General features: G+C 67.5%; 25 protein-coding genes and 1 pseudogene. 14 read left to right on the top strand and 12 right to left on the bottom strand.

The window, feature by feature from the left end:
* Window positions 1-4: 4 nt before the first annotated feature.
* Window positions 5-1,081 carry a LacI family DNA-binding transcriptional regulator gene (locus tag ACFPJ1_RS06385; RefSeq protein ID WP_380101965.1) on the top strand — a complete coding sequence of 359 codons (1,077 nt, stop codon included), beginning with the start codon at window positions 5-7 and terminating at the stop codon, window positions 1,079-1,081.
* Window positions 1,078-1,659: a cysteine hydrolase family protein gene (locus tag ACFPJ1_RS06380; protein ID WP_380101963.1), complete on the top strand. Its 582-nt coding sequence runs from the start codon at window positions 1,078-1,080 to the stop codon at window positions 1,657-1,659. Before ACFPJ1_RS06385 ends, ACFPJ1_RS06380 begins: the two co-directional genes overlap by 4 nt.
* Here ACFPJ1_RS06380 and ACFPJ1_RS06375 read toward each other — a convergent pair.
* Window positions 1,622-1,942: pseudogene (locus ACFPJ1_RS06375) on the bottom strand (PPOX class F420-dependent oxidoreductase); the annotation flags it as partial. The gene ACFPJ1_RS06380 and the pseudogene ACFPJ1_RS06375 overlap by 38 nt on opposite strands.
* A 208-nt stretch (window positions 1,943-2,150) precedes the next feature.
* Here ACFPJ1_RS06375 and ACFPJ1_RS06370 point away from each other — a divergent pair.
* From ACFPJ1_RS06370 to ACFPJ1_RS06360, 3 genes are all read left to right on the top strand, one after another.
* Window positions 2,151-2,744 carry a TetR/AcrR family transcriptional regulator gene (locus ACFPJ1_RS06370; protein WP_380101961.1) on the top strand — a complete coding sequence of 198 codons (594 nt, stop codon included), beginning with the start codon at window positions 2,151-2,153 and terminating at the stop codon, window positions 2,742-2,744.
* Window positions 2,744-3,679 carry an aldo/keto reductase gene (locus ACFPJ1_RS06365; RefSeq protein ID WP_380101959.1) on the top strand — a complete coding sequence of 312 codons (936 nt, stop codon included), beginning with the start codon at window positions 2,744-2,746 and terminating at the stop codon, window positions 3,677-3,679. The genes ACFPJ1_RS06370 and ACFPJ1_RS06365 overlap by 1 nt, the downstream gene beginning before the upstream one ends.
* Before the next feature lie 216 nt (window positions 3,680-3,895).
* Window positions 3,896-4,090: a hypothetical protein gene (locus ACFPJ1_RS06360; RefSeq protein ID WP_380101956.1), complete on the top strand. Its 195-nt coding sequence runs from the start codon at window positions 3,896-3,898 to the stop codon at window positions 4,088-4,090.
* A 10-nt stretch (window positions 4,091-4,100) separates the two neighbouring features.
* Here ACFPJ1_RS06360 and ACFPJ1_RS06355 read toward each other — a convergent pair whose 3' ends face one another.
* Complete coding sequence (locus ACFPJ1_RS06355) at window positions 4,101-5,135, bottom strand: S-adenosylmethionine:tRNA ribosyltransferase-isomerase (RefSeq protein WP_380101954.1); 1,035 nt, start codon at window positions 5,133-5,135, stop codon at window positions 4,101-4,103.
* The gene (locus ACFPJ1_RS06350; protein WP_380101952.1) at window positions 5,132-5,851 is read right to left on the bottom strand and encodes an SDR family NAD(P)-dependent oxidoreductase; all 720 of its coding nucleotides are present in this window, start codon (window positions 5,849-5,851) and stop codon (window positions 5,132-5,134) included. The genes ACFPJ1_RS06355 and ACFPJ1_RS06350 overlap by 4 nt, the downstream gene beginning before the upstream one ends.
* A gap of 104 nt (window positions 5,852-5,955) precedes the next feature.
* Between ACFPJ1_RS06350 and ACFPJ1_RS06345 the strand changes: the two genes are divergently transcribed.
* Window positions 5,956-6,753, top strand: a complete 798-nt coding sequence (locus ACFPJ1_RS06345) for an alpha/beta hydrolase (protein WP_380101950.1) — start codon at window positions 5,956-5,958, stop codon at window positions 6,751-6,753.
* Between the two features lie 105 nt (window positions 6,754-6,858).
* Here ACFPJ1_RS06345 and ACFPJ1_RS06340 read toward each other — a convergent pair whose 3' ends face one another.
* The 4 genes from ACFPJ1_RS06340 to ACFPJ1_RS06325 form a co-directional block, all read right to left on the bottom strand.
* A complete protein-coding gene (locus ACFPJ1_RS06340) occupies window positions 6,859-9,504 on the bottom strand; it encodes a hypothetical protein (protein ID WP_380101948.1) in 2,646 nt (881 codons plus the stop codon).
* Window positions 9,497-11,050 carry a hypothetical protein gene (locus ACFPJ1_RS06335; protein WP_380101946.1) on the bottom strand — a complete coding sequence of 518 codons (1,554 nt, stop codon included), beginning with the start codon at window positions 11,048-11,050 and terminating at the stop codon, window positions 9,497-9,499. The genes ACFPJ1_RS06340 and ACFPJ1_RS06335 overlap by 8 nt, the downstream gene beginning before the upstream one ends.
* Window positions 11,051-11,121: 71 nt before the next feature.
* Window positions 11,122-11,529 carry a discoidin domain-containing protein gene (locus tag ACFPJ1_RS06330; protein ID WP_380101944.1) on the bottom strand — a complete coding sequence of 136 codons (408 nt, stop codon included), beginning with the start codon at window positions 11,527-11,529 and terminating at the stop codon, window positions 11,122-11,124.
* A gap of 195 nt (window positions 11,530-11,724) precedes the next feature.
* Window positions 11,725-13,308 carry an FAD-binding oxidoreductase gene (locus ACFPJ1_RS06325; RefSeq protein WP_380101942.1) on the bottom strand — a complete coding sequence of 528 codons (1,584 nt, stop codon included), beginning with the start codon at window positions 13,306-13,308 and terminating at the stop codon, window positions 11,725-11,727.
* 118 nt (window positions 13,309-13,426) lie between these two features.
* Between ACFPJ1_RS06325 and ACFPJ1_RS06320 the strand changes: the two genes are divergently transcribed.
* From ACFPJ1_RS06320 to ACFPJ1_RS06310, 3 genes are all read left to right on the top strand, one after another.
* Entirely contained in the window at window positions 13,427-14,149 is a 723-nt protein-coding gene (locus tag ACFPJ1_RS06320) for a TetR/AcrR family transcriptional regulator (RefSeq protein ID WP_380102375.1), read from the top strand.
* Window positions 14,146-15,687 (top strand): glycerol-3-phosphate dehydrogenase/oxidase, encoded by a 1,542-nt coding sequence (locus tag ACFPJ1_RS06315; RefSeq protein WP_380101940.1) that lies wholly within the window; start codon window positions 14,146-14,148, stop codon window positions 15,685-15,687. The genes ACFPJ1_RS06320 and ACFPJ1_RS06315 overlap by 4 nt, the downstream gene beginning before the upstream one ends.
* A gap of 108 nt (window positions 15,688-15,795) precedes the next feature.
* Window positions 15,796-16,854, top strand: coding sequence for a DUF4328 domain-containing protein (locus tag ACFPJ1_RS06310; protein ID WP_380101938.1), 1,059 nt, complete (start codon window positions 15,796-15,798; stop codon window positions 16,852-16,854).
* Here the strand turns inward: ACFPJ1_RS06310 and ACFPJ1_RS06305 are convergent.
* Together ACFPJ1_RS06305 and ACFPJ1_RS06300 are read right to left on the bottom strand one after the other, a co-directional pair.
* A complete protein-coding gene (locus ACFPJ1_RS06305; protein ID WP_380101936.1) occupies window positions 16,828-17,541 on the bottom strand; it encodes a protein phosphatase 2C domain-containing protein in 714 nt (237 codons plus the stop codon). The genes ACFPJ1_RS06310 and ACFPJ1_RS06305 overlap by 27 nt on opposite strands.
* 210 nt (window positions 17,542-17,751) lie before the next feature.
* Window positions 17,752-17,910, bottom strand: a complete 159-nt coding sequence (locus tag ACFPJ1_RS06300; RefSeq protein ID WP_380101934.1) for a hypothetical protein — start codon at window positions 17,908-17,910, stop codon at window positions 17,752-17,754.
* A gap of 119 nt (window positions 17,911-18,029) precedes the next feature.
* Here ACFPJ1_RS06300 and ACFPJ1_RS06295 point away from each other — a divergent pair, with 119 nt between their 5' ends.
* Window positions 18,030-18,641 (top strand): pentapeptide repeat-containing protein, encoded by a 612-nt coding sequence (locus ACFPJ1_RS06295; RefSeq protein WP_380101932.1) that lies wholly within the window; start codon window positions 18,030-18,032, stop codon window positions 18,639-18,641.
* Window positions 18,642-18,728: 87 nt separating this feature from the next.
* Here the strand turns inward: ACFPJ1_RS06295 and ACFPJ1_RS06290 are convergent, their stop codons facing one another.
* Window positions 18,729-19,079: a VanZ family protein gene (locus ACFPJ1_RS06290; RefSeq protein ID WP_380101930.1), complete on the bottom strand. Its 351-nt coding sequence runs from the start codon at window positions 19,077-19,079 to the stop codon at window positions 18,729-18,731.
* Between the two features lie 232 nt (window positions 19,080-19,311).
* Between ACFPJ1_RS06290 and ACFPJ1_RS06285 the strand changes: the two genes are divergently transcribed.
* Window positions 19,312-19,710, top strand: a complete 399-nt coding sequence (locus tag ACFPJ1_RS06285) for a GNAT family N-acetyltransferase (protein ID WP_380101928.1) — start codon at window positions 19,312-19,314, stop codon at window positions 19,708-19,710.
* Window positions 19,711-19,804: 94 nt separating this feature from the next.
* On the opposite strand, the gene ACFPJ1_RS06280 is transcribed toward ACFPJ1_RS06285, so the two are convergent.
* Entirely contained in the window at window positions 19,805-20,278 is a 474-nt protein-coding gene (locus ACFPJ1_RS06280) for a carboxymuconolactone decarboxylase family protein (protein ID WP_380101926.1), read from the bottom strand.
* Window positions 20,279-20,460: 182 nt separating this feature from the next.
* Here ACFPJ1_RS06280 and ACFPJ1_RS06275 point away from each other — a divergent pair, with 182 nt between their 5' ends.
* The 3 genes from ACFPJ1_RS06275 to ACFPJ1_RS06265 all read left to right on the top strand — a co-directional run bounded on the left by ACFPJ1_RS06275 (window position 20,461) and on the right by ACFPJ1_RS06265 (window position 22,486).
* Window positions 20,461-21,396, top strand: coding sequence for a PrsW family intramembrane metalloprotease (locus ACFPJ1_RS06275; protein WP_380101924.1), 936 nt, complete (start codon window positions 20,461-20,463; stop codon window positions 21,394-21,396).
* A 162-nt stretch (window positions 21,397-21,558) separates the two neighbouring features.
* A complete protein-coding gene (locus tag ACFPJ1_RS06270; RefSeq protein WP_380101921.1) occupies window positions 21,559-21,831 on the top strand; it encodes a hypothetical protein in 273 nt (90 codons plus the stop codon).
* Between the two features lie 463 nt (window positions 21,832-22,294).
* On the top strand, window positions 22,295-22,486 hold the full coding sequence (locus ACFPJ1_RS06265; RefSeq protein ID WP_380101919.1) for a hypothetical protein: 192 nt from the start codon (window positions 22,295-22,297) through the stop codon (window positions 22,484-22,486).
* Window positions 22,487-22,799: 313 nt separating this feature from the next.
* Here the strand turns inward: ACFPJ1_RS06265 and ACFPJ1_RS06260 are convergent, their stop codons facing one another.
* Window positions 22,800-23,204 (bottom strand): hypothetical protein, encoded by a 405-nt coding sequence (locus ACFPJ1_RS06260; RefSeq protein ID WP_380101917.1) that lies wholly within the window; start codon window positions 23,202-23,204, stop codon window positions 22,800-22,802.
* Window positions 23,205-23,897: the final 693 nt, after the last annotated feature.

Genomic DNA, 23,897 nt, shown 5'->3' with positions numbered 1-23,897 from the left:
ACTGATGGCTGAGATCGAGGGGGCACCGACGCGACGCGGGCCAACCCTGCGCGACGTCGCCCGGCGCGCCCAGGTCTCGGTCGCCACCGCCTCCCGCGCGCTGACCAGCGACTACCCGGTCGCCGAGCCGACGCGCGCGAAGGTGCTCCAGGCCGTCGAGGAACTTCAGTACGTCGTCACCTCCCGCGCGCCGAAGCGGTCCGCCCCGGCGACGTCGATCGCGATGATCGTCTCGGACGTGGTGTCGCCGCTGCGCAGCCTGGTCGCCACCGGCGTCGCCGAGGCCGCCGGTGATTACGGCCGGCTCAGCGCGGTCTACATCACCGGTGGTGACCTGCGCCGCGAGGAGGAGGTGTTCGCCCGGCTCGAGGAGCAGGACGACGTCGAGGCGGTGATCCTGGTCGGCGGTGTGGAGCTCACCGACGAGTACGAGCACCGCATGGAGAAGCACGCTCGCGCCTTGCACGCCAGGGGTTCCCAGCTGGTGCTCTGCGGCCGGCCTCCGCTCGCGCCCGGCGTACCGGCTCTGGTCGTCGAGTACGACAATCGCGGCGGGGCCTACGCGGTGACGAGCCACCTGCTGTCGATGGGACACCGGCGGATCCTGACGCTGACCGGACCTGAGCGATCGACGACGACGATCGGCCGGGTCGAGGGATACCGCAAAGCCCATGAGGACTTCGGTACTGCGATCGATCCCGCGCTGGTGATCGCCAACACGGCCGACCGCAGCGGCGGCTACCAGGGCTGCCTGCGCGCGTTGTCGGAGGGCCTGCGGTTCACCGCGATCTTCGCGCACAACGACGTGATGGCGTCGGGTGCTCTCGCCGCCCTGCGGGAGAAGGGCCTCAGCGTGCCCGACGACATCTCCCTGGTCGGCTACGACAACATCCCGGTCGCGCAGGAGCTCTCGCCACCGCTGACCACCGTCCACATGCCGCACGAAGAGATGGGCAAGGCGGCCGTTCGCCTCGCGGTGGAACGCCCGGCTCCCGGTTCCGGCCGGGAGCGCCAACTCCTGGGCACCCACATCGTCATCCGTACCTCAGTTCGCCCGCTCACCGGAGGAAGCCAAGCATGACCATGCCCCTCGACCCGACGCGGACCGCCTTACTGGTGATGGACTTCCAGACGGGCATCGTGAGCAATCTCGCTGACCCGGACGAACTGGTCCGGCGTACGGCGCAGGTCCTCCGGCGAGCGAGATCGGCCGGTGTGCGGATCGCGTACGTCCGGGTCGCGTTCGGCGCCCAGGACTACGACGCGGTCTCTCCGCTGAACAAGTCGTTCGCCGTGCTGGCCGGGTCGGGTCGCCTCGCCGACGGATCCGCGGAGGCTGCGATCATCCCTGAACTGGCCCCTGAGCCGGGCGACATCGTGGTCACCAAGACCCGGGTCGGCGCCTTCAGCACCACGAACCTGGCGAAGCTGCTCAACCCGCGCACCACCGACAACCTGATCCTCGCCGGCGTCTCCACCAGCGGCGTGGTGCTGTCGACCGTGCGCGACGCCGCGGACCGGGACTACCGCCTCTACGTGCTGGCCGACTGCTGTGCCGATCCCAACGCCGAAGTCCATCGGGTGCTGACCGAGCAGGTCTTCCCGCGTCAGACCGAGGTCATCACTGCCGCGACGCTGCCTGGTCTGCTCGGCCGCTGACCGTGTGAACCGTACGGCGGGGCGCGAAGTCGTCGTCGGAGTGGTCGGCAGCCCGGCCGTCGAGATGCCAACTCCAACTGGTCGTCGGGGTGATCCGGAGGTAGACGCTCGGGCCGAACATGCCGCTGCGTTCGACGACCTCGGCGGTGCCGTAGACCCGCACGAACCGCGGCGACCACGGATCGGTGGAGACCAGATCGTCGATGACGAGGGCGACCTGGTCGTGACCCGCCTGGACATTGAGCACCTTGCGGGTCTTCGCGGGGTCGACGCCGCCCACGTAGAAGTAGGCGCCGTCGTACTCGAAGCCGACCGGGACGACGTCCGGCTGGCCGTCGGGGGCCGACGGTGGCGATCCGCGCGAGCGGCTGGGACTTCAGGTACGCGAGTTCTGCTGCGGTGAAGGACATGACTTCCTCTGCGAGGTTAAAGTACAACGGGCGTTGTAATCAGTACAACGCCCGTTGTACCTTGAGCGCAAGGGGTGATCGATGGACAAGCGGCAGGCGGTGCTGACCGGCGCGCTTACGATCTTCGCGCGGGACGGCTACGCCCGGGCGAGCATCGACGTGATTGCAGCCGAGGCCGCCGTCTCCACCCGAACCATCTACAACCACTTCCAGGACAAGACCGGACTGTTCCGCGCGGTGATCCAGCACAGCGCCGCCCGGGTCGCCGCCGCGCAACTGGAGATCATCGACCGGCACCTGCGCAAGGTCACCGACCTCGAGGCCGACCTGGTCGACTTCGGCCTGGCCTGGCGGGCGCCGATGCCGGACTACGCCGAGCACTCGGCTCTCGTCCGGCAGGTCAACGCCGAAGCCGGACACATCCCGCAGGAGGCAATCCAGTCCTGGCAGGAGACCGGCCCCCTCGCCGTACGCCGCGCGCTGGCCGACCGGTTCGCCGCATTCGCCGCCGACGGGTTGCTCGAGGTGGACGACCCGCTCCGGGCGGCACTCCACTTCTCCCTGCTCATCTCGGGCGCCAACCCCTCCTACCGAGGAGAAACCTTGACCACCGACGAGATCACCGAGGCCGTCACCACCGGCGTGCACGCCTTCCTGCACGGGTACGGCCGCTGATGCGCTACCGGTTGTTCGGCCGCACCGGCCTGCGGGTCTCCGAGTTGTTCCTCGGCGCCATGCGGTTCGGCTCGGTGGACCAGGCCCGCCCGATCATCGACCTGTACGCCGGCTCCGGCGGCAACGTGATCGACACGGCCGACGCGTACGGCGGCAGCGAGGACATCGTCGGCGAGGTGCTCGCCGGGCGGCGCGACCGGTTCGTGCTCGCCTCGAAGTACTCGCTGCCCCGCGACCCCTCCGACATCAATGCCGCAGGCAACCATCGGAAGAACCTCCGGCTCGCCCTCGAGTCCAGCCTGCGCCGGCTGCGGACGGATCACCTGGACATCTACTGGGTGCACTTCTGGGACCGGCACACGCCGATCGAGGAGACCCTGCGCGCCCTCGACGACGCGGTCCGGTCCGGCAAGATCCTGTACGCCGGGATCTCCGACGCGCCGTCGTGGATCGTCGCCCGGGCGAACACCCTGGCCCAGTGGCACGACTGGACGGAGTTCGGCGGGCTGCAGGTGCCGTACAGCCTGCTGCAGCGGGACATCGAGCGGGAACTCCTGCCGATGGCCGAGGCGTTCGGCCTGACTGTGGCGGCCTGGGCTCCGCTCGCGCACGGGAGGCTGGGCCGATCCGCCGACACCGCCGCCGATGAACGCGAGCGCAAGGTGCTGGCCGCAGTACAGGAGGTGGCTCGGGAGTTGGGCGCGACGCCGGCTCAGGTGGCGCTTGCCTGGACTCGGGCGCACTCGCGCGCGGTTCACCCACTCGCCGGGGCGAGCTCACCTGCCCAGCTGGCCGACAACCTCGCCGCGCTCGAGCTGGAACTGCCCGGCGAGGCCGTCGGACGGCTGGAGTCCGCGACTGACTTCGAGCTCGGTTTCCCGAGGGATTTCCTCACCGACGACTTCCTCGGACCCCATCAGCTGGATGGCCGTTGAAAACCGAATCAATTCGGGCCTAGGCCACAATTTTGCTTCGGTCTGGTCCGGGGACATGACGTTGGGTACCTGTGGATCGTCTTAACGGATGGAAGTCCCAACGGGGGACCTCTTGCAGGTAAGGACATTCACGATGACCAGAGCTCTGACTTCGATGGTGGTGCGGATTCATCCACAGGCCGTCGGCGGCCGCCGACCGGATCGGTGGTGGCAGCGGTGAGCCCGCGGGCGGTCGACAAGCGGGCCCGGCCCGGAAACGAGGGTGGACCACCGCTGATCGGACCGCCGGCCGACTTCAGCGCAGTGACCTCGCTGGGTGAGCCGGCGGCCCCCGAGGTCGCCATCCCTGAGGTTGTGAGTTCTGAGGCGATTGCTGAACAGCAGCCGGCGGCCGAGAACGAGAAGGTCTGACCGGCTGCGGTCAGCTCCGCAACATCAGGCAGCTGTCACCGAACTCGTGCCACAGGTAACCACGTCGGAGGGCGGCGTCGTAGGCGTGCTGTACGACGTCGCCCCCGACCACCGACTCCAGCAGGAGAAGGTGGGAAGCCTCCGGCGCGTGCATGCCCGTGATCAGCCCGTCCACGACGGCAGCGGGATGATCCGGCCCCAGCACCAGGTCCGTCCAGCCACCTGCGGCTGCGACTGATCCGTCGGGCCGTGCGGCCGACTCGATCGCCCGCACCGCCGTGGTCCCGACAGCGATCACCCGGCCGCCGTTGGCCTTCACCCAGTTCACCAGGCGCGCGGTGTGCTCCGGTACGTCGTACCGCTCGGGCAGGGGCGGTTCGTAGCTCTCCAGCGACGACACCCCGCAGTGCAGCAGGATCGGCGCGATCAGTACTCCGGACGCGGCCAGCTGACTCACCAGCTCGAAGCTGAACGGCCTTCCAGCGCTGGGCATCTCCGCCGAACCCGGCTGGTTCGCGAACACCGTCTGATAGAGGGCGAGCGGCCACTGGCGGTCGACGTACTTGTAGGTGATCGCGCGACCGTGGCGCCCCAGGTAGGCGACCACGTCAGCAGCAGGCGGCTTCGCACGCCAGAGCCTGGTGCTCCCGGGGTCGTACGGCTCCAGCAAAGTCAGCGTGCCCTCGGGGAGCTCCACCTGGTCGCCAGCGCTGCCACCGAACATCGGCAACCCGCCGCTGCGCAGCTCGACCACCCAGGTGCCGTCGTCGAGCGCTGTGGAGAAGTGGACGACCACCGGAGCTACTCCCGCGCCGGTGATCCACGAACCGTCGACCGCCGCCGGCAGCGTGCCAGAGGTGTTCGCCAGCAACAGGTCTCCCGGCCGCAGGTACTCCCCGAGCCGGTCGAACCGGGTATGCGTGACGGTCGACCCCTCCGCGACCAGCAGCCTCACCCGGTCCCGGGCCAGCCCTCGCGCTTCCGGCGGCTCGGCCGCGTTCAGCTCGTCGGGCAAGGTGAATCTGGTGTGGGGATGGACTCTCACGAGGTCACCGCCGGGGCGAACTCCGCCGCCCGGTAGCGACCACTGGCCGGCCGGCTGTCGAGCAGCTGCAGGAAGGCCGGTACTACGGTGGCCGGCTCCGGGCGGTCCGAGATGTCCTCGCCCGGGAAGGCCGCCTGGTGCATCGCCGTCCGCAGGTCACCCGGGTCGACCGCGTAGACGGCCAGCGCGGGGTGTTCTTGCGCCAGTACTGCGCTCGCGTGGTCCAGGGCAGCCTTGGCCGAGCCGTAGCCACCCCAACCCTCGTACGCCTCCACCGCGGCGTCGGAGCTGATGTTGAGCACGATGCCGGAGTTCGCGGTCAGCGCCGGCACCAGCGCCTGGGTCAGGGCGATCGGCGCTATCACGTCGACCTCGTAAACGCGCCGGAGTTGGTCGAGTTCGGCGGCGGCCAACGGTTGCAGGGGGCTCGGGCCGAGGTAGCTGGCGTTGTTCACCAGCAGATCGAGGCGGCCGAGCTCACCCACGGCGTCGACCAGGTCGGCCCGGTGGTCGGGGTCGGTGACGTCACCGGCGAGCGGTACGACGTCAGTGCGGCCGGCCAGTGCGTCGGCCGCGTCCTTCAGTGCGTCGGCGCCCCGGGCGTCGATGATCAGCGCCCAGCCACGGTCGGCCAGACCGTGCGCGAGGGCGAGGCCGAGACCGGCGGAGGCGCCGGTGACGAGGGCAACGGGACGGGTCAGAGAATCAGGAGTCATGTCCGTCACTCTCATACCTCAAGAGAGCTTGAGGTCAAGAGATCGGCGAATCCATTGCTTCGGCCAGGACCGCCTGCGAGCATGAGGCGACCCGAGGAGCACGTATGACTGAAGGCACTCCCGCAACCATCGTCCTGATCCACGGTCTCTGGCTGTCCTCGCTGTCCTGGCAGCACTGGATCACTCGTTTCACCGAGCGTGGCGAGACCGTCATCGCTCCCGAATGGCCGCGGATGAACGCGGACCTGGAGACCCTGCGCCGGGACCCGTCGGTGATGAACGGCCTCGGACTGACCGAGATCGTGGACAGCTACGACCGCAAGGTCCGCGAGCTCGACACGCCACCAATCCTGATGGGCCATTCGTTCGGTGGCGCGATCGTCCAGTTGCTGCTCGACCGGGGACTCGGCGCGGCCGGGGTGGCGATCGACCCGGCGCCGATCAAGGGAGTACTCCGGCTGCCGCTGTCGGCACTCAAGGCGTCGGCCCCGGCGCTGACGAACCCCCTGAACCGCAACAAGACCGTCGGCCTGACCAAGGAGCAGTGGCACTACGCCTTCACGAACACGCTGAGCAAGGCGGACTCGGACGCTCTCTACGACGAGTACCACGTGCCGTCGACCGCGCGCCCGCTCTTCCAGGCGGCGACCGCGAACTTCAACCCGAACGCGGTCACCAAGGTGAACTTCAAGAACGACACCCGGGCCCCGCTCCTGATCATCGCCGGCGGCGCGGACCACACCGTGCCACCGGCGATGACCAAGGAGAACTACCAGCGCTACAAGAGCAACGCGGCCACCGACTACCACGAGTTCCCCGGCCGCCCCCACTTCACCGGCGGCGTACCGGGCTGGGAAGAGGTGGCCGACTACGCCCTGGACTGGGCGCTCAAGCACAGCTAGAAGCCGACAGTCCACACCCGCCCGTGTGGACCCTAGGTGATCCAGCAGAGAGCTGATCAGACCCGGTGACCTTGTAAGGAGTCGATCCGCCCGATCGCATTGACGTCATCCCACCGTTGGTAGCGCCGACTGCGGTTCTATTCCCAGCGCAGCAAGCACCTCGAGGTCGACTGCATCTGGCTTGGTCCATGGTGGGGTGCTGAGGCGCAGTGGTAGGGCCAGCTCCGGCTCAGTAAGAACACTGAGCGGGTTGAGTAGCCCCGAGGTCTTGTATGTCTTGTAGGTCGTCGGACGCTTGCCTCCTTCGACGATAGTGATCCGACCAGCTATGCGTACGACGAGCACCCAGGGCCCCTTGTCGCTGTTCACGCCGACGGCGAGCTCCGAAAAGGCTGTGGCATGGGACAGCACCTCTGCGGCCGTGCGCGACGGGTTACTTGTGTTGCCGCTCAAGACGAGCTTTCGTTCGTTGGACCACTGAGCTTCCAACCCCGGCAAGAGACGTTCGAGGACGCGCAGGACGGCTCTGTCGGGGCCCGACGAGATCGCTTCGCCGACCTCGAACATCACATCATCAGCCGAGCGCGCGACGAAGGTCGTGCCAGCGAGAAGATCGAGGTTGCTGGCGACCGATTCGTGATTGACCTTCTTGATGAGTGGAGCCAGTCTCTGAGCGATCAAGGAGAACCGCACCGCCTCAGATCCGCGCTCGTGCGCCGGGAGCGCCATCCGCAGTCGGAAGAGTCCAAGTGCGGCGACTGCCGCTGCCTGGCCGACGGCGGCATCAGGCCAGTCGTCCCGCGCCATGCATTCCAAGGCCGCGGCGAGCGGGTCGAACCACCCGGAGGGACCCACGGGGCAGTCCCAGATGAGCGCTGAGGATCCGGATATGGCCAGTTGCGTGACCGCGATCTGCTCCAGCGGTCCGAGTTGCGGCACCAGATCGACCAATGCCGCCACCCAGTTCCGCAGTCTGGAACGTTGGCGCGGCTCGAGTTCTGGCGCCGCCGCGACCTCAAGGTCAGTGTTGGTCAACTCTTCGGCGGTCTCGGCGGTCTCACCGTCTTCGAATGCCTCGGTGGTCTCCTCGAAACGGTCCTCCCATGCTGGCGCGACGTTGGGCAGAGAGCCGCCCACGGGCCTTGACGCCGACGCGCCGACTGCGAGCTGAAAGAGCGGCATACCCAGACGAGCAAGGGCATCCTCTGAGTAGGCCGCCCAGGTGTCCGCCTCGTCAAGAGTCCGCCAGGTCACGACCGCGGAAGGCTGGCCGGCGAGGGCCGCTGCGCTCCCAGGTACCGGCTGAGCCTGGCCATGGGTGAGCAGAAGCCTCGTCAGGGCGCTCTGCCACTGTGCCGCGGCGGCATCGGAGGCGAAGAGTTCTGGGATCGTCCAGTCGTGGTTCGGCCGCCCTGCGCCGGTCGGCCGCAGCCGGTTTACGATCCACTCCGGGTAGGCGAGGAACTGGAGTTGTTCGCCTGCGCGGACCCGTGTACCGGCCGAGAAGATGCCCGGGAAGACGGCCGATATATCACCGATCTTCACGATCCCGAGTTCGTGGAATTCGTCCGGAGAAGCCAGGAACGGGCTCACTTCGACGACGACGTCGTCAGTGGCCTCACTCGAAAGCACCACTTCGACGCCGCCGGCCACGACCCGGGCTTCCAGGAGTCGTACGCCTGCTGACGCCGGAAGCACGTCGTCACCATCGGGCCCAGCGGCAATGGTGTTGATCAAGGCGGGTACGTCGGCGACAGGCACAGTTGGATCCGGAAGGAGGGAACGATCGGTCACTGACAACACGGCGAGCTCGCAATTGCCGACCGGCGCCCGCCTTAGAAGCGCGGCGGCGGAGAGGTTGGGACTGCCGACAAGTGCCCAAACCGGCACAGCGTTCTGAGAGGCGGTCAGCACCTTCCCATGCCGATAGCGCGTTGATGTCGACTCGTCGCCCTCGAGCTGAACGAATCGCAACTCGCACTCACCAGATAGAGCGGACTGTTGGAGGGCGGCCGGCTTCATAACCGCCCGTCCTGGCTGTGCGAGGAGGGTGACTCGGCTCGGGTGATATTGCTGGATCAGGGCAGCAAGGGCGGCGCCCTGCAGGTCATGAAAGGGTGCGCTCAGCTCAAGCTCATCCACACGCTCCGCTGGTAGCTGGCTCAAAACGGTGCCGCGCACGGAGTCCACCAGTCGATGCCCAGTGTCGATGGCCTCGCCCGCATCGACAAGTGCGGCGAGTTGGTCTGCCGTTCGCGTGATTCCCTCGACCGCGAGTGGACTGATCTTTACTCGGCTGGGCAGGTTACGGAGGAAGGTGACGACCTCGGCAACGATCGTCGGCACGCCGTTGTCGCGGCTGGCTCGGATGGTCGTCAGGACCTCCTCGTTCGCGTGCCAACCGCCGAGAGTGAGATTGCCCGAGCCGATGCCGATCAAGGCTCGCTGGGGCCCGGCGAGGACAGTGAGCTTCGGATGGAATGCCCCTCCCATGGCGGCCAGGCCGAGCGCATATCCGTGGCCGGCCGAACGGACGTTTCGGGCATCGGGGGCGAACACTCTACTGTCGGCGACGACGGTGACCGCGGCACCCGCTGCACGAACCGGCCCGAGCAGCCGGGTCTCGAAGAAGCCGAGGTCGACGCTGAATGTCAGGAAGAGTGCCTCCCGGGTCTGGCGATCGCCGGTCCCTGCCTCCTCGAAGATCGGTCCGAGCAGGCTGGGCGTTCGGGGAAAGGTGGGCTCAGGCAAGGCGACCACCGTTCGGTCCGATGCTCAGTCTGCCGTTGGCGTCAGAGATGAACATCCCAGCCTGGCGCGCGAGCGATAGGTACTGTGGGATGCGCGTCGCCGGGACTGGTGCCGTCTCCTCGAAGATCTTGATGGCGATGCCGTCGCGAACGTGGAGCCGGGCGGGAAACCGCAGCACCTGATTGCGAGGGTCGTAGCGGGACTTCCATAGGGCGACGCGCTGGGAGCGATGGATGAGCACGTTCGCCAGATGATGGCCCAGATCGCGAATCGATCGAGTTGCGTACCTGTCGAGGACCTCGGCCACCCAGCCAGGACTCATTTCCTCCCAGACCCCCCGGGTCTGTTCCTGTGGTCCACGGAAGCCGCGGAGCTCGTGGCCGGACAAGTCGGCCAGCCGACCAGCCCCGAGCACGACTCGCGCGAGCCATTGCTCCAGTTCGGAGAGATGCCCAAGCTCGCGCTCCGCAGCCCGGGGTCGCCCAGCCTTGTCGAGCCGGTCGGGGAGAGCCGAACGGAACTCGGCGACGCTGCCGGCGGGAAGTCGGTCTGCGAACGCATCGACGAGTTCGGAGACAGGGCGGGTACCCCCGACCATCCGGTTGATGTCGCGCCAGATCAGCCGTCGCGCGTAGACCGACTCCTTGCGGAGCAGGGCTCCCTGCCACCGCGGCGGGGCAACCATACCGGCGAGCTTGGGATGCGTGCGGAGCTTCGGCTCGAACATCACGAGGTCTGCCAGACTATCGGCGTCCGAGACCTCGCCGACGGTGGATGCGACAGCCACCAAGCGCCCGAACTGCCACAGCAGACCACCTACGGTTGGGTTGTCCCGGGGCTTTCCGGGATCCCCCGAAAGCAGATGCCCCAGCCAGGCCCCGTCCTCTGAGACAGACGTGGTGCACAAGCAGGCCGGGGACAGCTGCCCCGCCTCGACATCGGTCACCTCCGATGCACTCCGGGCAACATCGACGAGGGGGCGCAGGACCGAACTGGCGGCGGCATGGTCGTACCACTCACCGGGTGCGAAGGACCCTGTCGCGAGTATTTTCAACGTGAGTTCAGAGCCTCGATACGGATTGGCAAATGCCCACTTCGCGTCCGAGTAGACGCGGGACGCCTCGCGGAGATTGACACCGGAAGGCGTGCGGGCACTCCTCAGGATGGCGTCGATGCCATGCGGAGATGGAGTGTGCTCCTTGTGGCCTGGTTCCGCGGCGTGCAGATGAGTGACATAAGCGAGCAATGCCTCACTGCGCCGCAGCAGATCGATGGTCGCCGGCTCATCAAGTTCCTCGTCGTTGGCAATCCTCGCGGCTAGCCCATGCAATGCGTAGTAGCGCGTCGCATTCGTAACGGTCGTGACCCCCGGAAGGTGATCGCCGACGAAGCTGTTGAGATGCCGCTCGACACGGATCGGGAACTGCCCGCGATTTGGCCGGAAGCTGCCGGTGTCAACCCAGCCTGTATCTGTGACCGTCATGGGAAGTTCTCCGTCGTCCACGGCCGGGCCACTCCACACCACGGCATCGCTGCTCATGGTCATGCATCAGGTCATCTGCGTAAAGGCCGGTGCAGAAGGCTTCCCATCCGCCCCAGCGATGCCGTCGGTCAGATCTAGCTGCTGTAGACCTCGTACTCGGACAGCTGACCCGCAGGCCATCCTGTGTTGGCTGTGAAGGTCAGCCGCACATAGCGAGTGTTCACCGCTGCCGGCAGCGTGATCGTCGCAGTGTTCCCCGACCCCGGATCGAAGGTGCGCCCCGCCGCAGCCGCCAACGTGCTGTACGACGAGCCGTTCGTGCTCCCGAGTACGGCGATGGTCTGCGTGCGGGTGCCCCAGGCAGAGCTCGGGGGGAGCTTCAGCACCAGCCGCTTCACCGCAAGGCTGTTGCCCAGGTCAACGGTCAGGGATTGCGGCCACGAGTTGTTCGCGCTTTCCCAGTAGCTGTTGGCGTTTCCGTCGACGGTGTTGCCGGGCACGTAGTTCTGCACGGAACTGGTCGCGGTGACCGGGCGACCCACGGCCGACGGCCGACGGCCAGAGCGGCCGTCAGTCGTCGCCCGGGGCGTGGGGGCGTGGACATGAACTTGCACCTTCCTCGGGGGCGGATGGAGGAGCAAAGGTTCGCCACACCTTAAGGAAGGGCTAACTCGACGCAATAGGTCGACTACCTAGCGCAAGTCATCAACAGCTGTGCATACCACTGTGGACGCAGGTCAGACCTCGGGGAGCAGGATCCCGGGATTGAGGATGCCGTTCGGGTCCAGCACGTGCTTGACGGCCTGCAGGGCCTCGACCGCGAGCGGGCCGATCTCGGCGACGTAGGCGTCGCGGTGGTCGGTGCCGACGGCGTGGTGGTGCGTGATCGTTCCGCCGGCCTCGGCGATCGCCTGGCTCGCGGCAGCCTTCGCCTGGCGCCACTGGGCTACAGCGTCGGCGGTCTGCGCGGAGATCACCGTGAAGTAGAGCGAGGCGCCGGTCTCGTAGACGTGGGACACGTGGCAGAGCACCAACGGAGGAGTGCCCTGCTCGGCCAACGCGTTGACCAGTGCCTCGGTGACCTTCGCCTTCAGCACCGGCAGGGTCGACCAGAACCCGGCAGTCTCGAGCGTCTCCACCAGTGCGCCCTCGTCGAGCAGGGGGTCGCGGAGATAGGGAGCGCGATAACGACCCAACCGCCAGGTCTCACCCGGGCCTTCGCCGAGGGATTCGCCGCCTGCGGCTGTGAGGACTTCGGCCACCTCGGCCCGACATACCGCAGTACGGGTGCCTTCGAAGCCGACGATGGCCAGTACGCCGCCGGTGCCGCCACCGAGGACATCCGGATCGGCGAGGTTGATCGCGGTCTCGGCCTCGTCGGACAACCGCAGCACGGTCGGGAGCGGGCCGTCCTGGGCGAGGCGGCGGATCGCGGTCAGCCCTTCGTCGAACGACGCGAACTTCCAGCCCTCGAAGAACCGCTCCGCTGGGCGGGGACGGATTCGGAGTACGACCGAGGTGATGATGCCGAGGGCGCCTTCGGAGCCGAGTACGAGTTGGCGGAGGTCCGGGCCGGCCGCGGACATCGGCGCGCGACCGAGTTCCACCGTGCCGCGCGGAGTCGCCAGGGTCAGCCCGACCACCATCTGGTCGAACCGCCCGTAGCCGGCAGAGGACTGACCGCTCGATCGGGTCGCGGCGTACCCGCCGATGCTCGCGCCTTCGTACGACTGGGGGAAGTGGCCGAGCGTGTACCCGTGCTCGGCGAGGAGCGCCTCCGCGGCCGGACCACGTACGCCGGCCTCGAGGGTCGCCGTGCGGGAGATCTCGTCGAGGCTGACGAGTCTGTTCAGGCGGCGCAGGTCTACGGCGATGAAGGTGGCACGCTGTGGGGCGAGTCCACCGACTACCGAGGTGCCGCCCGCGTAGGGGGAGATCGCGATCCGGTGCTCGTCGCACGCGGTGAGAAGCGCCTGCACTTCGTCGTGCGAGCCCGGGTAGACCACGGCGGCCGGCAGGTCCGAGGTGTCGCCCGCGCGGTGGCGGAGGAGATCGGGTGTGGAATAGCCGCGGGTGTGACTCCAGCGCGTCTCGAAGTCGGTCTTCACGTGCTCCGCGCCGAGGACCTTCTCCAGCGATTCCCGGGCGGCGACCTCGAGGTCCGCGGTACGCCCGACGGCGGGCTCAGACTCCTCCACCGGGCGGCGGACACCCAGGTGCTTGAGGGCTTCGACGGCGGCGGCGGGGAGTTCGACCGGGTGGGTCGGGTCGCCCCAGCGGCCGGGCGTGAGATGCACCACCGGCAGGTCGGACTCGGTCATTCAGGGCTCCCCAACGGTCGGCTTCGGCGGTACCGTCCGGAAGAGGTGAAACCCCCTGGTCTCCACCTCTCCCGGACGTTCCCCACACGCCGGAGTCGCTGATACACTCTGACGTGTGATGTCTCAGCGTAGCAGCGAAATCGCCGCCGGCTCCAGCGGCCCCGGTTCTCCCGACAGCAACTCGACGGGCAACAACTCCACGGGCTCGACTGGCAGCGGCTCCGCGGACACCGGCACCGGCGAAGCGGCTCCGGCCTCCACCCGGCCCACGCCGGCGAACGCGATCGGCGAGGAGCGGATCCTCGATGCGGCGTACGAGCTGCTGCTCGCGATCGGGATGCGGCGGATGACGATGGCCGACATCGCCCGGCACGCGGAGGTCTCCCGGGCGACGCTCTACCGCCGCTGGCCGAACGTGCAGGCCGTGGTCGCCGCGCTGATGACACGGGAGTGGACCACCGCGCTGGTCTCGGCCTTCCAGCCCGACTCCGTGGACGGACGCTCCCGGCTGGTCGAAGGGGTCGTCGAGGTGGTCGCGAAGACCCGGACCCACCCGCTGATGCGCAAGATCATCGAGCTCGACCCGGAGTTCCTCACGCCGTACCTGCTGGAGCGACGGGGTAGCAGCACGGTCGCGCACCTCGCGCTGGTCAAGGCGGGAATCGAGGCGGGCCAGGCGGACGGGTCGATCCGCACCGGCGACCCGGACTGGCTGTCCCGGCAGATCATCCTGGTCTCGCTGGCATCGGCGGTGTCGGGACCGGTGCTCGCCGAGCCGAAGGAATACCCACAGCTGGACGAGGAGCTGCGGGTGATGCTGACGAGGTACCTGACGCCATGATCGCGGTGGGCAACGCCAGCCTCAACGCGGCCCGGCGGACGCGCGAGCTGGACTGGCTCGAGACGACCGGCAAGGTCGACGTGCTGGTGATCGGCGGTGGCGTCACCGGGGTCGGGGTCGCCCTCGACGCGGCCGCGCGCGGGCTGACCGTTGCCCTGGTGGAGAAGCATGATCTGGCCTTCGGGACCAGCCGCTGGAGCTCGAAGCTGGTGCACGGCGGTCTGCGCTACTTGGCTTCGGGGCATGTCGCGATCGCGTACGAGAGCGCGGTCGAGCGCGGCATCCTGATGAAGACCACCGCGCCACATCTCGTCCACCCGGTCCCCCAGGTCGCGCCGTGGTTGCCGCAGGCAAGGATCGCGCAGGCGGCGATGCTGCGCGGTGCCTTCCTCGGCGGCGACGTGCTCCGCACCTTCGCGCGGACCAGTGACGACTACCTGCCGCACTCCCGCCGGATCAGCTCGGCCGAGATCCTCCGCTACGCCCCGACCCTGCGCCCCGAGGGACTGCGAGGCGGCTTCCTCACCTGGGACGGCCAGCTGTACGACGATGCGCGGCTGGTCGTCGCGATCGCCCGCACCGCCGCGTCGTACGGCGCGAGGGTGATCACGCGGTGCTCAGCCGAGCAGGTGACCGGCGCCGGCGCTGTGCTGGTGGATCAGTTGTCGGGCCGGCGGCTGAGTGTCGACGCCCGGATCGTCATCAACGCGGCCGGGATCTGGGCGGATCAGGTTGCCTCCGGCATCAAGCTGCGGCCCAGCCGGGGGACTCACCTGGTGCTGCCGCAGTCGGTCTTCGGCGGGCTGTCGGCCGTGCTGACGGTTCCGGTGCCGGGGGAGTTGCGCCGGGTGGTGATGGCGATTCCCGCGCCGGACGACCGGGTGTACGTGGGGCTGACCGACGAGGATGCGCCGGGCCCGGTGAGCGATGTACCGCACGCCACGGAGTCCGAGATCGACTTCTTGCTGAACACGATCAGCGCGGCCGTGCGCGTGCCGCTGACCAGGGACGATCTGCTCGGCACCTATGCGGGGTTGCGGCCGCTTCTCGACACTGGCCATCACCACGGCGGGTCCAAGACCGCCGACATCTCACGGCGGCATGCGGTGATCACGAGTCCCGAGGGTGTCGTGACGATCGTGGGCGGGAAGCTCACCACCTACCGCCGGATGGCGCAGGACGTCCTCGACACCGCTCTCGCGCAGTCGTCGGTCGAGGTCCGCCGGCCCTGTCTGACCCACCGCATCCCCCTCGTCGGCGCCGCCTCCCGAGGCCACCTGGCCGCCGTCCGGGCGCCGTCCCGCTTCGTCCAGCGGTATGGCATCGAGGCGCCTGACGTCATCGCGGGAGACCCGTCACTGCTGCTGCCGATCGCGCCCGGCCTGGCGACGACCCACGCCGAGCTCCGCTTCGCAGTACGCCACGAAGGCGCCATGACTGAAGACGACCTCCTCGACCGCCGTACCCGAATCGGCCTCTCCGCCACCGACAGGGCTCTCGCCCTCCCAGCAGCGCAAGAGGCCTTCGCGTCCGTCTGAGCTGCGCGCCTGGGATAGCTCGGACGGGCCGGTGTGCGCTGGGCTGTGGATAACTGGGGTGGGCGCTCCCAGGGCTGGGATAACTTGTCCCACGGGGAGGTGAGGAAGGTGAGTCAGCCTTATCCGGGGCCACAGGGGCCTTATCCGGGCTATCCGGCGGGTCAGTACCAGCCGTATCCGGCGGTGGTCGCGGCGCCGAAGTACCGGCCGTTGCGGCGGATAGCGCTCGTCAGCATCAGCCTGATGGGACTGACGGCGGTCGCTGCCGTGATCCAGGTCGTGCTGATGTGGAACTCGTACGACGACGTCAAGCGGTTCGTCTACGGGCTGGTCTCCGAGGACGAGTTCGACAGCGGCATCGAGTCGATCACCAACAGCGGGCCACTGCTGGATCTGGTCGGGTACCTGTTCGTCGGCACGGCAATCGCCTTCCTGATCTGGCTCTGGCAGGCCCGGGAAAATACCCAGCTGTTCCGGCCGGTCCAGCCGGGCGGGTTCGACTCGCACCGGCACACGCAGGGCTGGGTGATTGGCAGCTGGATCTGCCCGATCGTCCAGTGCTGGTATCCGCTGGAGGTGGTCGAGGACGTCGTCCGGGCGAGCGAACCACCAGCGCAACCGGGCGCGGCCAAGTCGGGTCAGATCCGCGCGCTGCTGTACGGCTGGTGGGGCGCGTGGGCCGGCTTCTGGGTGATCCTGGTCGCGGGCGCCGCGACGGTACTGATCAGCTTCATCGTCTGGATCGTGCAACTGGTCGATCGGGCAGATGCGGCCGGCGCGACGGGTGACTATGTGGACATCTACGACCTGCAGGACGACATGGTCCGGGTCGCCCTCGGGGTGAACATCGGGTTCACGGTCGCCACGGGTCTGCTGATCGCCGCCGCCGTCACCGTCTCGCTGCTCCTCCTCCGAGTCAGCACCTGGCAGGACATCCGAGGCGCCGAGCTCGGCCTACTCCACCCAGGCCAGCCTCCCGCCGCCCCGGTCGCCTACCCGCAGCCGCCGCAGTACGCGCCGCGCCCGACTTATCCCGGTCGGCCCGGCTTCGGCCCCGCTCCCCACTCTGGGAATCGCTCCTTCCCCTCCTACGGCAACCCGGGAGGGCAGCCACCGGCGGATGGGGGTCGGCCGCCCGGCTCAGGTAGCTGGAGTCCGCCGGGTTAGACGCCAGAGGACTGCGCTGGCGTCGTCGTGGCGTTTGCCGCGGAACGTGCCCTCGGCTGCTTTGGTGTCGTAAGCGCGGACCCTATCGATCAACTCCTGCGGGCCGGCCGTGTCGAGTACCTCGATCAGGTCTTCCCAGGTGTGCCCGTAGCGCTCCACGTAGCGCGATGCCCCGTCAGTGAGCATCGCGACCACCTCGACGTCCGCGCGGTCCGTAGTACCGGCGACTGCTTCGTACGCCGCCTTCGGCTCGGTGCTCGCCACCCAGAAACCACCAGGCTGGTTCCGCAGTCGCCGCACGGCCTCGTACGTGTACTCCGGCAGCAGGTCGATCCGGTTATCCGCCACTATCGCCACCCGCTGATCGGGCGATCGCAGTACCACCGGCGAATCCGCCAGCACCAGCTGGTCGACCTGGTCGGCGGAGGCTCGCACGATCGACACCGTCGACGAAGGGCTGTCCGGATTCGCCAGATCGCAACTGTCCACGTGCTCGGCCATCACCGCGGCGATCGCGTCAGCCAACAGGTCCGCCAGCGGGGCAGCGGATCCACCGAGCAGCGGCACCACCAATTGCCCGCCCAGCCGACCGACCAACCACGCCACCGAATGCCGGCACCCGGAGTCCAGCTCGGCCAGCGCAGTCGCCCCATCCAGCACCACCACGAACCCGGGCCCGCTCAACACCAGATCCTCGTTGACCGCCGGAGGGCGACGGTCGGGCGCCGGCTGACACGCTGAGCGAATCTCCACCCCACCATTCTCCTGGCGAGCAGAAGCCGTCATCTGGACGGGCAGGCGGTCCAGGTGTCGAGCAGCGACTGCTCCAACGGAATCCTGGGCGACCACCCGAGCTGTTTCTGCACCAAGGTCGTATCGGCCTGCTGCCACGACCACTCAGCTGAAGGTCTCTCGAACGTGCTGTGATCGACCACGGCAGCGGTCCGACCGACCGGCACCCGGGTGCTCGATGCCGCGGTCCGCGAGCAGCCGACAGATCGCGCTGCCGAGGAAGCCGCCGGCGCCGAAGACCATCACCCGCTCAGATCCGGTCACGCTGATCACTCTCCTGGGTTGGTCGTTCAGCCGAACCCTGCCGGCCGGCTGGATCCCGTCGGCCGGCTGAACTCTGTCGGTCCGAGGGGCCACACTGCAGATGACCCGAAAAGAGTGCCGTGGCTGACCGCAAACACGGACGACCCGCACCGAAGACCGAGACGACGATCCGGGACTGGGACGACGCAGATCCATCGGGCCAGACGTACACCCGCGTGCTGTTCATCGACTCCGACCTGACCGAGGTGGCGAACCAGGGCGGCGTCTTCGAGGAGTGCACCTTCCGCGGCGTGCGGTTCAACGCGTCCACCCACACCGACGCCGCGTTCGTGAACTGCACCTTCGTGCGGTGTTCGTTCTTCGACACCACGTTCACGCGGTGCAAGGTGATGGGCAGCATGTTCGACGACTGCTCCTACAACCTGATGAAGGTCATCGGCGGAGACTGGTCGTTCGTCGGTCTGCCCGGCGCGGACCTGCGTGGCGTCGAACTCACCGGCGTCAGACTGCGCGAGGCGGACCTGACCGGGCTCAGGGCGAGCAAGGCAACACTGCGGGACGTGGACCTGTCCGGCGCCTGGCTGCACCACGCCGACCTCTCCGGGGCCGACCTGCGCGGCTCGGACCTGTCCACCGTCGACCCGCTCACCGTGGAGCTGAAGAACGCCATCGTCGACCTGACCCAGGCGATGGTGATCACCACGTCGCTGGGCCTCGACGTCCGACCCTGACCACGACTCCACCTGTGGATATCTTCAGCACTATGACCGGTCATCCCCCGGTTCATCCACAACCTGTGGAAAACCATTCAGACCCCCTCATCGAGCTCTGGCCACCGGTCGGAGGCGGCACGAGCTCTTCGCCATCGCGGGTGCCAGCTCGGCCCGGCGATGCCTCGCCGGCGGTCTACGAACCGCCAGTACCGCGCTGTGCTCCACGACGTACATGGGCCTCGTCAGGGTGTGCGGCCCGCTGACAGAGCGCAGTACGAGTTGCACCGTGGCCGCCAAGCCGACGCCGGCGACCGCGCCTAGGGAGTTCGCGACCAGGTATTGCAGTTGGCAGGAGCGGCCGAGTTGGGGGATCAGTGCCTGGACGGCTTCCACAGCCGCGGACAGCCCGATGCCCGCGGGCGATCCTCTCGTGACAATCCGCGCGGTAATCGTCACGATCCGCAATCAGTCTTGGGTTTCAAACTCGATGCGCCAGGCAACAACCTCGTAGCCCCCGGCAACAATGCTTACGCTTGACCGGCAGTCCACGTACTGCGGACCCGGGCACCGAGGGGTTGGGGAAATGATTGTCACGTGTCTCGAGATGACAGCTCCAGAGCAACTGACTCCCGGGCGACCGGCACCAGCTCCGTTGGACGTGGAAGAGGTCGGTCCAGAGTTTGCGGCTTTGATTCGCGCGGTCTATGTCCGCATCTGGGAGCCACTGGGATCGGGCGGCCGGAGTATCTGGACAGACGAGCGCTGGGCGGACGAGCTGTCCCAGCCGGCAGTCCACACCTCGGTCGCTCGTGTTGGGGGAGCCGTCGCCGGCTTCGTGGAACTCGAGGCAGCCGCCAACGGCGACGTGGGCATCGTGATCTTCGGCCTGCTCCCCGAGTTCCAGTCCAAAGGCTACGGCGCCGCCTTCCTGACCCTCGCCACCAGGACCGCGTGGAACCTCAGCTCGCCATCCGGCCGACCAACCACCCGCGTCTGGCTGCAAACGTCCTCCACCGATCACCCGCACGCCCTGACGAACTACAAACACCGCGGCTTCCGGGTCTTCGAAACCACACCCCTGACCTGAGGCCCGCGATCGTGCGGCGACGGCGCCATCGCCGCACGGATCTGGCGGTCAACCTCGGGTGATGCGCCGGGCTTTCTGGTCCGGGCGCTGCCGGCTATCCGAACTGGCCGGGCTGGTAGTCGCCGGCGGGCTGCTGGATCATCACATTCACCCGGTTGAAGGCGTTGATGACGGCGATCACCGACACCAGCGCGGCGAGCTGCTCCTCGTCGTAGTGCTTGGCCGCATTCGCCCACGCCTCGTCCGTGACTCCGCCGGCCGCATCCGCGATGCGGGTGCCCTGCTCCGCCAGCTCCAGCGCAGCACGCTCAGCCTCGGTGAACACCGTGGCCTCCCGCCACGCCGCCACCAGGTTGAGGCGTAGCGCCGACTCACCGGCCGCGGCGGCGTCCTTGGTGTGCATGTCGGTGCAGAACCCGCACCCGTTGATCTGACTCGCGCGGAGCCTCACCAACTCCTGCGTCGCGGCGGGCAGCGTCGAGTCCGCGGTCGCCCGTCCCGCGGAGGCGACGTACTTGAGCACCTTGCCCGCGGTCGGGTCGTTGAAAAGGTTCAAACGAGCATCCATGCCGAACTCCTCTACCGTTCTGGTTGGCTACACAGATCCGACGAAACGGCCGCCCACGATGTCAGGCAGCACGAATGTGACCTACGTCCCCCGACCCTGACCGGCGACGCGGCCGTGGCGCGGACGCGATCTCACCCTCGGGGGACGATGTTCCGTGGCCGTTTGACTGTCAGAGTCCGGGCGTGGCCGATCAACCTGTGGAGATCCCCGTCGTCGCTGGGAAGCGCGCGTGGCTTTTGGTTCTCCTGGCCGGCGTGCTGGTCTGGGTGCTGGCGGCTGGAGTGACGGCGGTCACCGACGACGCCATCCTGATACCGACCCTGTTCCTGATCGGAAGCTTTCTGGTGCCGATCACGGTCGTGACGTTCGCGCTGGCTCGCCTGGACGACTGCAACTTGACCACCAGCGTGGTCCTCACGGGGTTTCTCGCGGCCGGGACGATCGGGGTCGTCGTATCCGCCGTGACGGAGATCTACCTGCTGCCCACCGGGGCTGGGCCGGTGGGCAACGCGCTCGGGTTCTTCGGCGTCGGCTTGATCGAGGAAGTCTCCAAGGGTGCGGTGCTGGTGGCGGTCGCCTGGCGGCTACGCGAGCGCACGGTGCACGGAGGGATGGTCCTGGGCGCCACTGTCGGCGCCGGCTTCGCCGCCTTCGAAAGCACGGGCTACGCCTTCTATGCGTACGTCCAGCACACCAATGACCACCCCGAGCTGAACATCCTGCAGACCGAGGTGTCGCGAGCCATGCTCGCCCCCTTCGGCCACCTCACCTGGACCGCGCTGCTCGGTGGAGCCCTTTTCGCCGCCGCTCGAGCCAACGGCGGGTTCCGCTTCACCATGCGGGTGGGTTGGACGCTCGCCGGCGTCGCCGCACTCCACGGAGCATGGGACGCGACGTACGGCTGGGCCATCTGGATCACCCAGGGACTCCTCGGAAACGGCTGGGTCGCGGACTGGCCGGACGCTAGCTATTGGGAGGAGGTTCCGACACCAAAGGAGCTCTGGGTCTTCCACGTGATGTACGACGCCGCCCTGGCACTCAACGGCCTCGTCGGAGTCCTCTGGATAGTCCGCAGCTGGCGCCGAGGCGCCGCATCACACCACACAGCCCGGCCCTGACCTCTCCGCCAGTCCCGCCAAATGGCGGTGAAGTTGTCGGTGAACGCGGACCGTGACCGTTGGTGCCGCCCGCTTCCGGTGCGACCATGGCGATGACCCGCGCTCGGGCGAGCTGCCTGTCCTAGGCGTCCTTTGAGGCGGACTGGAGGAAGCATGCGTTACATGGCGAATTCACGGATCGCAGAGGGTATGACGCCAGAGCACCTCACCAAGTTCTTCGACGAGAACAGCGTGTCGACGGAGGCCTGGGAGCTCGTGCGGCACCGAGTCGTCACCGAGTACGCGTTCAAGGTGGGTGACGTGCCTGGGATCGTGCTGTTCCTGGAGGTCAACTCCGCGGACGAGGCCTCCGACATCCTCAACGGACTGCCGGCAGTTCAGCGCGGCCTGTTGACGTTCGACCTTGACCCGCTCGGAAAGACCATGCGCTTCTGAGCATGCGGAGAAGGGGAAGTCCAAGTGAACGGCGCGCCACGGCCACGAAGACGAGTCCGTTCCATTGAGCACCTCCCGCGCCGGGCCGCCAACCCGGAGCGCTGATCGTACTCAGGGTCGGCGGTCGTTGCTGGCTGTTCAGGGCCCTCCGGGGACACCTCAGGGGCACGTCCTGGTGAAAGCCGAACGACCTCGATAGGAGCGCAGGCGCGGTATTGCGCTATGGGACAACGAGACTGAGCGTGGCAGCGTATAGGGAGAAGGCACTGGTTCCAGGATCGGGGGCGGCGACATGGGGCACGAAGGACGGCGGTCATGTCTTGCAGCATCGGTATTTGCCGGTGTGGCCGCTCTCACGCTCGCGGCGTGCGCCGCTCAGCCCAGCGGTCCCGGCACAGCCGGCGGCTTGCTGCCATCGTGTTACGGCCCGGGGCCAGATCACAATCTCACGCCGAGTCGGGTGGTGGAGGTGTATCAGAACGGCAACCTGGTGAGGCGCCACGCCTTCCGTAGCGACAAGGATTATCAGCACTACGAGTTCGAACTGGCACCGGGCAGTTACGACATCAAAGGCCCAGGGATTGCGCCGATCCCCGTTCGGGTGAAGTCAGGCGAATATGTAACCGCCGACCTGCCGATCCCCTTATGCCTCTGACTGGAACCGACGGATGAGAACTCACGACCTTCTCATTACGAGTCCGCTTCCGTGAGCGTCCGCACGCCGACGACACCCGCTCCTGAGCGCAAGTTGTGCCCAGTGGTCGAGGGTCGTTGACGGCTGTTCAGGGCCCCCTCCGCGGGCCTCTCGGGGGCCTCGCTGTCTGCGAGATTCAAAGTTGCCGCAGACCCGTCCACACCGGTCCGCACGAGGCATCCGCTTACCCCAACTTGAGCGCGATCCCGGCCCGCCGTGCGCCTGGTCGTCTACCCCGATCCACACCGTTTGTTAGCAAATCCGTTAGCAAGTCTCACCCCTGACCGGGAGCCCCTTCCAAAGCCTGCCGGGCGGCATGGTCCTCTTTGCGGACCATCTGTACTCCCCAGAGGGCACCCACTGGGACAAGTGCGATCAGGACCAAGGCGAGGAGACGCGTCGGCCAGTCAGGAACGATGACGACTGCCACCCAGGTCAGCACCGCCGCCGTCACCAGACCGGCTACCCCAACAACGACCACGTAGGCGATGAACCGCTGTTTGCTCCAGATTCTCGGCGGCGTTGGATGCTTCACGAGCCTGTACAGGAGGACGCCATTGATGACGGCGCCCAGCGCGGGTGAGAGTGCCGCCCTCGGACCATCGGTGACGAGGAGGCCCACAGTGCAGATTGCGAGTACGACCAGCACAACCCCGAGACCGATCCGTTGGCTCTTCACGGCCGAATGCTAGAGGGATCCACTGAGCTTGGATACCTACAACCAGCCCGCGTTGGCGCAGAATTGCTGCGCGCCTGCGCATCGGCCAACCGAGCGTCTTCTCGTCTGCCGTTCAGCCCACGCGTAGCGCGATCAGGAGACGCCAGAGGGGCACTCGCCGGTACGGCGCCTAAGGTTCACAGATCGTCGACGGACTGTGGAAAGTCTTCAGAGTGACTGGCGATGAAGGGACGGACGTAGTTGTCGATCAGGTCGTCCTGTCTCACGCGAGCCAGGTACGCGTCTTCAGAGTCATGCAAGGAGCGCACCTGATGCGGGGTCCAGGATTCCATTGCTGAAAGTCGCGACTCGGGAGTCCTCGAGAGCTCGATCGGGGAAGAGAGCGAACGCCTGTTCAAGGTGCACAGCCTGGGATGTGGCGCCGACCGCACGCAGAGCTGCCACTGCGTCATCGGACCGCTGGCCAAGCGCGATTCGATCCACCCTTCGATACCGTCGCCGCGAACGAGACCATCAAGTACCCATAACAGGGTCGCTGTGCGTTGCGCTACGGACAGCAACTCGTAACGCTCGTCAGAGCCGAGATCTTCGACGAGGTAGCCGGGCGCGTTGCTGACGAAGTCGTCGTCATCGCTAACGACGTGATGGCCTCAGCAATTGCACTGACATCGCCAGATCGACGCCGCTCGTGAG

This window comes from Kribbella qitaiheensis, from assembly GCF_042657745.1.
Lineage (GTDB): Bacteria > Actinomycetota > Actinomycetes > Propionibacteriales > Kribbellaceae > Kribbella > Kribbella qitaiheensis.
Note: the sequence above shows the minus strand (reverse complement) of the source record. Positions and strands in the feature narration are given on the sequence as shown.